General features: G+C 54.8%; 9 protein-coding genes. 6 read left to right on the top strand and 3 right to left on the bottom strand.

Translation table 11 applies throughout. From position 1 onward, the window contains the following. Positions 1-280 precede the first annotated feature (280 nt). From yqaB to IAE50_RS19620, 6 genes are all read left to right on the top strand, one after another. Entirely contained in the window at positions 281-847 is a 567-nt protein-coding gene (yqaB, locus tag IAE50_RS19645) for a fructose-1-phosphate/6-phosphogluconate phosphatase (RefSeq protein ID WP_200581014.1), read from the top strand. After that, complete coding sequence (locus tag IAE50_RS19640) at positions 844-1272, top strand: YqaA family protein (RefSeq protein ID WP_200581008.1); 429 nt, start codon at positions 844-846, stop codon at positions 1270-1272. Before yqaB ends, IAE50_RS19640 begins: the two co-directional genes overlap by 4 nt. A gap of 80 nt (positions 1273-1352) precedes the next feature. After that, complete coding sequence (gene gshA, locus IAE50_RS19635; protein WP_128482274.1) at positions 1353-2897, top strand: glutamate--cysteine ligase; 1545 nt, start codon at positions 1353-1355, stop codon at positions 2895-2897. A 154-nt stretch (positions 2898-3051) separates the two neighbouring features. Beyond that, the gene (gene luxS / locus IAE50_RS19630; protein WP_023480587.1) at positions 3052-3567 is read left to right on the top strand and encodes an S-ribosylhomocysteine lyase; all 516 of its coding nucleotides are present in this window, start codon (positions 3052-3054) and stop codon (positions 3565-3567) included. A gap of 277 nt (positions 3568-3844) precedes the next feature. After that, positions 3845-4216 carry a hypothetical protein gene (locus tag IAE50_RS19625; RefSeq protein ID WP_232045228.1) on the top strand — a complete coding sequence of 124 codons (372 nt, stop codon included), beginning with the start codon at positions 3845-3847 and terminating at the stop codon, positions 4214-4216. Beyond that, positions 4213-5688 carry an FKBP-type peptidyl-prolyl cis-trans isomerase N-terminal domain-containing protein gene (locus tag IAE50_RS19620; protein ID WP_200581007.1) on the top strand — a complete coding sequence of 492 codons (1476 nt, stop codon included), beginning with the start codon at positions 4213-4215 and terminating at the stop codon, positions 5686-5688. The genes IAE50_RS19625 and IAE50_RS19620 overlap by 4 nt, the downstream gene beginning before the upstream one ends. A gap of 37 nt (positions 5689-5725) precedes the next feature. Here IAE50_RS19620 and emrB read toward each other — a convergent pair whose 3' ends face one another. The 3 genes from emrB to mprA all read right to left on the bottom strand — a co-directional run bounded on the left by emrB (position 5726) and on the right by mprA (position 9094). Next, on the bottom strand, positions 5726-7258 hold the full coding sequence (gene emrB, locus IAE50_RS19615) for a multidrug efflux MFS transporter permease subunit EmrB (RefSeq protein ID WP_023480531.1): 1533 nt from the start codon (positions 7256-7258) through the stop codon (positions 5726-5728). A 15-nt stretch (positions 7259-7273) separates the two neighbouring features. Further along, entirely contained in the window at positions 7274-8446 is a 1173-nt protein-coding gene (gene emrA / locus IAE50_RS19610; RefSeq protein ID WP_124967457.1) for a multidrug efflux MFS transporter periplasmic adaptor subunit EmrA, read from the bottom strand. Positions 8447-8563: 117 nt separating this feature from the next. After that, complete coding sequence (gene mprA / locus IAE50_RS19605; protein WP_023480518.1) at positions 8564-9094, bottom strand: transcriptional repressor MprA; 531 nt, start codon at positions 9092-9094, stop codon at positions 8564-8566. Positions 9095-9122: the final 28 nt, after the last annotated feature.

Here is a 9122-nt window from a genome sequence, read left to right as displayed (position 1 = left end):
ACTCGGCTACGAACCGAGCGGTCGGAGGTTCGAATCCTCCCGGATGCACCACATTCTGCGCAATAACAGCAACTCTGTTTTCTTCCCCTCAACACCGCTTATCCTAAACTCTCTTCACACCTTCCTTACATACTTCCAAAATCATCATCCCCACAACTCCCACACTTTCGACGAAATTCTGCCCAAAATCATATTCCCTGAAGCTAATCTCGCGCTGGATGCGACAAAAAGCCTTGTTTACGTTAAAGTAAATGTTAGTTATCCGGTTTGTGAGAACATGATGTACGCACGTTACGCTGGTTTGATTTTTGATATGGATGGCACCATCCTGGATACTGAACCAACCCACCGCAAAGCCTGGTACGAGGTGCTGGCGCGTTACGGCATGCATTTTGACGAACAGGCAATGATAGCGCTGAACGGTTCGCCAACCTGGCGTCTCGCCGAGGTCATTATCGAAGCAAACCAGGCCGATCTTGATCCCCACTTACTTGCCCAAGAGAAAACCGCAGCCGTAAAAGCGATGCTGCTCGATTGCGTGCGCCCGTTACCGCTTATCGACGTGGTAAAAGCGTGGCACGGGCGTCGCCCGATGTCGGTTGGCACCGGAAGTGAAAGCGCCGTTGCTGAAGCGCTGCTGGCGCATCTCGGTCTGCGACACTATTTTGATGCGGTAATTGCCGCCGATCACGTTCAGCACCATAAACCCGCACCGGATACCTTTTTACTCTGCGCAGAACGTATGGGCGTACAGCCATCGCAGTGCGTGGTATTTGAAGATGCCGACTTCGGCCTGCAGGCGGCGCGTGCAGCCGGTATGGACGCTGTGGATGTCCGCTTATTGTGAGCGATGCGCTGTCGCTTCTTTCACTGCTCGCCAGCAGTTTTCTCAGTGCCACGATTTTACCGGGCAACTCGGAGGTGGTGCTGGTCGCTATGCTGTTGGCGAAAGTCAGCCAGCCCTGGTGGCTTGTTGTAATAGCAACAATGGGTAATAGCCTTGGAGGGCTGACTAACGTTATTCTTGGGCGCTTCTTCCCGCAGCGTAAATCATCGCGCTGGCAGGAGAGGGCGACCGGCTGGCTCAAACGTTACGGCGCCGCGGCGCTGTTATTGAGCTGGATGCCTGTTATAGGCGATCTGCTGTGCATACTTGCGGGATGGCTACGCCTTTCGTGGGGGCCAGTGCTCTTTTTTTTATGCCTTGGCAAAGCGTTGCGCTATGTGGCTCTCGCCCTCGTAACGCTTCAGGGTATGACGTGGTGGCACTAATTGGATTGCGTGAGTGACCTTTCATCGTCAACCATTACAATTATGCTTAATAAAACGATTATTACAGGCGGGAGGTCAATTTGATCCCGGACGTATCACAGGCGTTGTCCTGGCTGGAAAAACATCCTCAGGCGCTCAAAGGCATCCAACGTGGCCTTGAGCGCGAAACCCTGCGCGTTAACGCGGATGGGTCTTTGGCGACAACCGGTCACGCGGCAGCGCTTGGCTCTGCATTAACTCATAAATGGATTACGACGGATTTTGCCGAGGCGCTGCTGGAGTTTATCACCCCGGTTGAGGGTGATATTGACCGCATGCTCACTATCATGCGCGACATCCATCGCTATACCGCCCGCCAGATTGGCGATGAGCGTCTCTGGCCGCTGAGCATGCCCTGCTACATCAAAGAGGGGCAGGAAATTGAGCTGGCGCAGTACGGCACCTCAAATATTGGTCGCCTGAAAACCCTCTACCGCGAAGGGCTGAAAAATCGCTATGGCGCGCTGATGCAAACCATCTCCGGCGTGCACTATAACTTCTCGCTGCCGATGGCGTTCTGGCAGGCGAAAAGCGGCAGCACCGATAAAGAAGCGGTCTCGGAGGGCTATTTCCGCCTGATCCGCAACTACTATCGCTTCGGCTGGGTCATCCCTTATCTTTTCGGTGCCTCACCGGCTATTTGCTCCTCCTTCCTGCAAGGTAAAGAGACGTCGCTGCCCTTCGAGAAGATGCACAACGGCATGCTCTATCTGCCTTATGCCACGTCGCTGCGCTTAAGCGATTTGGGCTACACCAATAAGTCGCAGAACAGCCTCAATATTACCTTCAATAATCTTCATGATTACGTGGTCGCGCTGAAGCGCGCGATCAAAACGCCGTCGGAAGAGTACGCGAAGATCGGTTTGCAGAAAGAGGGCAAGTATCTGCAAATCAACACCAACATTCTGCAGATCGAAAATGAGCTCTACGCACCGATTCGCCCGAAACGCGTGACCCGTAGCGGCGAAACGCCGTCGGATGCGCTGCTGCGCGGCGGCATTGAATATATCGAAGTGCGCTCGCTGGATATCAACCCGTTCACCGCGATTGGTGTTGATGAGCAGCAGGTGCGTTTCCTCGATCTCTTTATGGTCTGGTGTGTGCTGGCCGATGCGCCGGAGATGAGCAGCGATGAACTGCTCTGTACGCGTACTAACTGGAACCGCGTGATCCTCGAAGGCCGTAAGCCGGGCCTGACGCTCGGTATAGGCTGTGAAACCGCGCAATACCCGCTCGCCGATGTCGGACGCGATCTGTTTAACGATCTGAAACGGGTAGCGCAAACGCTGGATGGCGTGTACGGTGGCAACGAGTATGAAGCGGTATGCGATCAGCTGGTCGCTAGCTTTGACGATCCTGAGCTGACCTTCTCGGCGCGTATTCTGCGTTCGATGATCGATGAAGGCATGGGCGGAACAGGTAAAGCGCTGAGCGAGCAGTACCGTTCGCAGCTGCGCGAAGAGCCGCTGGAAATTCTGCATGAAGAGGATTTTATTGCGGAATGCCACGCTTCACTGGCGCGCCAGGCGGAGATTGAAGCCGGGGATAACGAATCGTTTGAAGCGCTGCTTGCGCGTCACGCCTAGCAGAAAAGAAAAAGGCCACATCGCTGTGGCCAAAATTTCATCTCTCGAAGAACAGGGATGATGATAACAAATGCGCGTCTTTCATATATTCAGACTCGCACGTGAACAAAGAGTTCAGTTTATTTTAAAAAAAATCACTGTCGGAGGTGACTAAATGCCGTTACTGGATAGCTTCACTGTCGATCATACCCGTATGGAAGCGCCTGCAGTCCGTGTTGCTAAAACAATGAACACGCCGCACGGCGACGCCATCACCGTATTCGACCTGCGTTTTTGCATTCCTAATCAAGAAGTTATGCCGGAGAAAGGGATCCACACGCTGGAGCACCTTTTCGCTGGCTTTATGCGTAACCACCTCAACGGTGATGGCGTAGAAATTATCGATATTTCGCCGATGGGTTGCCGCACCGGCTTCTACATGAGCCTGATCGGTACGCCGGATGAGCAGCGTGTTGCTGATGCCTGGAAAGCGGCGATGGCTGATGTGCTGAAAGTGAAAGAGCAGAATCAGATCCCTGAGCTGAACGTTTACCAGTGCGGTACATACCAGATGCACTCACTGGAAGAGGCGCAGGAGATCGCGCGTCACATTCTCGATCGCGATGTGCGCGTCAACAGCAATGATGACCTGGCTCTGCCGAAAGAGAAGTTGCAGGAACTGCATATCTAGTTTGCTATGCCGCTTTCTGGTTAACAGGAAGCGGCACTATTATATGCCCTCATATTTATAAGAAAGTTTTTATACATTATCTCTATTTAATTCTTTTAATTATTACCCGCGCTTAATATATAAATAATATCCTTGCTGCCGCCACGCCTTCTTATTGTTATTTCAATCTTGCCATGATAGTTTGCACCGCACGTCGCTATTAGGCGAACGTGTTACCTTCTGTATTTATTTTCTGCATCTATTTCAGTGAAAAGAATGCCTGAATAACGAGGATATTATGCGGCGCTCACCCATCTCTTACGTATGTCTCTCTTTTTGTCTCTCACTTACATTAACCGGCTGCGTTAAATCAAAAGCACCTGCGCTGGTGCAGGACGCGCCGCAGAAGCAGGAGACACAGCAGTGCTACGAACTGCTTACCGCTCTGCAGGGTCTCGACAAAACGGCATTTGAAACCTATAAGCAGCAGTTCACCACCCTTAATCAAAGCTATGAAGTCTACAAAAAAAATCAGCCGATTATTGATAACAACTCGGCGGAAATAATGAAGACGGAAATTGATAACAAAATTGAAGTTGTTTGCTCGCGCGTACGCAGCGCGGTATTCGTGAATATGTCCCGGCGCGCAAATGCACTGAAACAGTTATGAGAAAATTATTATATTCATCAGCTGTATTGCTATCAGCTATTTCATCCTCCGGGGTTCGTGCCGATCCGGCTGCATTACTTGAGCAGTTAAATAAAGAGAAGATTATCGCCGTTACTCCTCACTCTCCGTTTATTAACGATCGACTTTCGGCACAGCCGAACGCGACGCCTGCACCACCGGTTGAGGTGCAGAGTAAGGCGAAAGAGAGTGAGGCGAAGCGTAAGGAAGTCGCGCAGCTAAAGCGTAAGCTTACGTTAGCGCAACGCCAGATCGCCGCGCTGAAGAAAAAGCAGCGCGCCACAGCGGTTGTACTGCCCGCTAAGCAGGACGCAGTGGCAAAAGAGAGTGCCTCGTTAAAACAGCAGTTGCAGACCCATATTCAGCAACTTGCCGAAACGAAGCAGAAGCTCGCCAATGAGAGCGACGCGCTAAAACATCTGCGTGATGAGAAAAGCCAGCTTGAACAGCAGCTCAAGGCCAGCCAGCAGCAGCTGGCGCAGACGAGCCAGAAGCACGCCGATGACACGCAAGCCCTACAGGCGTTTCGCACGGCGAATAGCGATCTGCAGCAGCAGGTGAAAACCCATCAGCAGCAGCTGGAGGCGCTGGAAAAGCAGGGCCAGCAGCACACCGCCGCGCCATCGCAAAACGCGGAGCAGGTGAAGCAACTCATCCAGGCCAAAGAGGAGATAAGCAGCAAGCTTGATCTCGCCACGAAGCAGGTCAGCGATCAGGCCGCGCGTATCGCCACGCTGGAGGCGCAGCTTAAGCAGCGCACAGAGGAGAGCGCGCAGGCTGAGCAGAAGAGTGCTGCGCTGTTAGCGCCGCCAAAAGCGCAGAGCCACTATCTGCTGACAGAGAACAGATCGCCCGCCGCCAGAATGAACTACGCCTGGGGCGCCTGGTTTGCGGCGAAAGCGCAGCAGGAGAGCGTCACGCTGACCCACTCCGGGCAAAAATATCTGCCAGAGGCGTTTTTGCAGGGCTTTCAGGATAAGTTCGCCGGCAGCCTGCAGATGAAGAGCGACGATATCGAAAAGGTGCTGCAAAGCCTGAATAAAAAGATGGGCGATGCGCAGAAAAACGAGCTGGCGCAGAACCGGAAACAGGCACAAAACGTGCTGGCCGAGGCGGCAAAGCTGAAAGGCGCTGAGCGCACTGCCAATGGCATCATCTATCTGGTGGAGAAGAAAGGGCAGGGCGTTGCGCTGCTGTCTGGCGATGTGATCCGCTTTCGGGTTGATGAGAAGCTGAGTTCCGGCAAGGTGCTGTCGCGCGGTGCGGTACACAGCGGGCGAATTAGCGAGCTGCCGCCGCTGATGCGCGCAGGGATTGAAAAAGTGGTGGTCGGAGGGCGGATTCGAATCTATACCCCCGCCGAGCTGGCATACGGCGAGCAGGGGATCCCGGGCATGGTGCCACCGGGTGTGGCGTCGATCATGACGCTTGAGATCCTCGGTATCGTGAAATAAAAAAAACGCCTCCCTGCGGAGGCGTTTTTATTTGGCGTTAATGCGCGCCGCCGCTGCTGCCTGCACCAAACGGAGGTTTGGCAAACCAGACCAGGCCAAGCAGTATCAGGAAGACCCCCGCCGAGACCCAGAAAATTTCGTTTGCCGAAATGATCAGCCCCTGGTTGGTGATCTGCTGGGCTATCCAGCCTGATGACTGCTGCTGCGACATCCCCATTCCCTGCAACTGGTTATACATCTCCTGCGCGTTCGGGTTATAGGGGTTAACGGACTCCGTCAGCTGCGCATGGTGCATCGACTCGCGGTTGGTCCACAGCGTCGTGGTGATGGACGTGCCGATCGAGCCTGCCAGCGTTCGCGTAAAGTTCGACAAACTGGAGGCCGCCGCCAGGCGCTCCGGCGGCAAGCCGGAGAGAGTAATGGTCGTCAGTGGCATAAAGAAGCAGGCCACGGCGAAGCCCTGAATAAACTGCGGCCACGCTGACGCGCCAAAATCCATTCCCGGCTCAAATGTATAAGCGCGCCAGTAGAAGCACACCGCATACATAATAAAGCTGAAGGTCACCAGCCGGCGCATATCCAGCTTATGCGCAAAGCGGCCAATAATCGGCGACAGCAGTACCGGGATCACGCCGACCGGCGCAGACGCCAGCCCGGCCCAGGTTGCGGTATAGCCATACACCTCCTGCAACAGCTGCGGCAGCAAGACAATTGCGCCGAAGTAGAGCATATAGGCAAGGCTGATACACAAGCAGCCGATGGTGAAGTTCCGCGACTTAAACAGCGAGAGATCGACAATCGGGTTATCGTCGGTAAGCTCCCACACCACGAGGAAACTCAGGGAGATCACCGCGACAATCGTCAGCACAATAATCTCTGTCGAGTTGAACCAGTCCAGCTCTTTCCCCTGGTCGAGCATCACCTGCAGGCTACCGATACCCACCACCAACAATGCGAGGCCTACGCCATCAATACGCCGCTGCTCGGTACGCGTCTCACGTCCGCGCAGGCTTTGCAGGGTAAGCAGCACCACCAGCGCGCCAATCGGCACGTTGATAAAGAAGATCCAGCCCCAGTGGTAGTTATCGCTGATATAGCCGCCGAGGATCGGCCCGCAAATCGGCGCGACAATCACCGTCATTGACCAGAGCGCCAGCGCGATAGAGCGCTTCGCCGGTGGGTAGTTACTCAGCAACAGGCTCTGCGAAAGCGGGATCAGCGGCCCGGCAACAATCCCCTGGATAACGCGGAAGAAGATCAGCATCCCAAGGCTGTTGGAGACGCCGCACGCCCAGGAGGCGATGGCAAACGCCACTGTCGACCAGAGAAAGAGCCGCACTTCGCCGAAGCGTTTTGCCAGCCAGCCGGTAATGGGGATGGAGATGGCGTTCGCCACCCCGAAGGAGGTGATCACCCAGGTCCCCTGGCTCAGCGAGGAGCCAAGGTTACCGGCGATCGTCGGGATAGCCACGTTGGCGATGGTGGAATCCAGCACCTGCATGAAGGTCGCGAGTGAAAGTGCAATGGTCATAATGACCAGCTGCGCGCCCTCCAGCGGTTTCTGTTGCATGGCACTCATATAAGATTACCCGGCGTTGGCTTTCACGATGTTATTGATAAGCGTGTTGACCGGCTCAAGATTGATCTCGCGCGCGTTACTCTCATACGCTGGCGTGGTGCGTGCCTGCTTCGCCAGCACGGCGCCATCGCGCGCGGAGGTATCGACTTTCACCGTTGTTGACAGGCCAATACGCAGCGGGTGATCTGCCAGCTGTTGGGCATCAAGCTCGACACGCACCGGCAGTCGCTGAACCACTTTGATCCAGTTCCCGGTCGCGTTCTGCGCCGGCAGCAGTGAGAAGGCGCTGCCGGTACCCATATCGAGACCGACCACTTTGCCTTTGTACTCAACCTCATCGCCATAAAAATCGCTGATGATGGTCGCGGTCTGGCCAATGCGCATATGCGCAAGCTGCGTCTCTTTAAAGTTGGCATCCACCCAGAGGTTGGTCGCCGGAACCACCGCCATCAACGGAGTGGTGACAGAAATCTGCGCGCCAGGCTGCACCGCGCGGCGGGAGACATAGCCGGTGAGCGGGCTGACAATTTTGGTGCGCTGCAAAGCCAGCCAGCTATTACGGACTTCTGTTGCTGCCTGCTTCACCGCGGGCTGCTCTTCGAGCGGCGTATCCAGCACGATCGCCTGGTTGGCGTTATATTGCTGAACGGCGACATCCAGTGCGGCCTGCGCGCTGGCGACCGCATCACGGGCGTGCTGCAACTCTTCGCGACCAATCAGATTCGCGCTGCCGAGCGGCACGCGGCGATTAAGATCGCTCTGCGCCTGGGCAAGGGCGGTCTTTTTCAGCTCAACGCTCGCCTGGAGTTGTTTGCTGTTGATAATGGACTGGCGGGTCTGGCGCACGCTGGTTGCCAGCTGGGTCTGCGCTTTTTCAAACGCCTGGCGGGCATCGGTCTCATCAAGTGTGACCAGCACATCGCCTTTCTGCACAAAATCGGTGTTGTCGGCCCAGACTTTCGTCACGCTGCCGGAGACCTGCGACATGATCTGCACCTGGTTCCCGGCCACATAGGCGTCGTCCGTCTCTTCAAAATGACGCAGGACTAAAAACCAATAAATTCCGTATGCCACGGCAATAACAACAAAGAGCAAGGTCAGTAACAGCAGCAATCCCTTACGTTTGCCGCGCTTTTTGACCGGTTGCTGCGGGGTCTGGCTCTCCGCATTTGCGCTCATGATTCTCTCCACGATCTTATTTTTAGTTATGTCGGCGTGTACCGACCTTTCGTCAGAAAGGCCAGCTTAGCTGGCCCTTCACATTGCTCATCCTGGAAACTAAAGCTGTTTATCGCGTTAGCGCAGCGCCTCGAGGACCACGTCCTCTTCATCCATCTGGTCGAGACGCGACAGAAGCTTACGGGTGATCTGCTCGAGCTGATCTTTCTCAGCGTTGGTCAGGGTTGACCAGAGTTGATGCAGGCAGTTGTGCTGCGGTGGCAGAACCTGACGCAGGAACTCGTGTCCTTTGTCGGTCAGTTGCAGATGCAGACAGCGGCGATCGTTATCGCTTTCGCGGCGTTCGATCCAGCCGCGCTTCTCCAGCTCATCGGCGATACGAGTAGCGTTGGTGCGGGACGATCCCAGCGCGCTGCTCAGCTCCGACGGCTGAATGCTGTGATTTTCCTGCGACTCCAGGGTAATCAGCGCCATAAACAATGTCTCGTTAATGCCCTGCGCTTTCAGCATCTTATTGCGGTTTTCCAGCAGCTTGCCCTGCATGTGCATACAGAGGCGGGTCAATAAAATCTCCTGAAACGGGAAATCTTCATAGCGGCTGGCGCGAAACTTAAGCATTTGTTCAATGGGCGTAAACGAACTATCCATTTGGGTATAACCTCATTAATTGCAGTCG

The sequence above is a fragment of the Kosakonia sp. S42 genome, assembly GCF_016624785.1.
GTDB lineage: Bacteria > Pseudomonadota > Gammaproteobacteria > Enterobacterales > Enterobacteriaceae > Kosakonia > Kosakonia cowanii.
This window is presented reverse-complemented; position numbering and strand designations above follow the sequence as displayed.

Coding starts and splice junctions, on each gene's coding strand:
- IAE50_RS19625 (WP_232045228.1), top strand. CDS start 3,845: ATGCGGCGCTCACCCATCTCTTACGTATGTCTCTCTTTTTGTCTCTCA.
- yqaB (WP_200581014.1), top strand. CDS start 281: ATGTACGCACGTTACGCTGGTTTGATTTTTGATATGGATGGCACCATC.
- luxS (WP_023480587.1), top strand. CDS start 3,052: ATGCCGTTACTGGATAGCTTCACTGTCGATCATACCCGTATGGAAGCG.
- emrB (WP_023480531.1), bottom strand. CDS start 7,258: ATGCAACAGAAACCGCTGGAGGGCGCGCAGCTGGTCATTATGACCATT.
- emrA (WP_124967457.1), bottom strand. CDS start 8,446: ATGAGCGCAAATGCGGAGAGCCAGACCCCGCAGCAACCGGTCAAAAAG.
- IAE50_RS19620 (WP_200581007.1), top strand. CDS start 4,213: ATGAGAAAATTATTATATTCATCAGCTGTATTGCTATCAGCTATTTCA.
- mprA (WP_023480518.1), bottom strand. CDS start 9,094: ATGGATAGTTCGTTTACGCCCATTGAACAAATGCTTAAGTTTCGCGCC.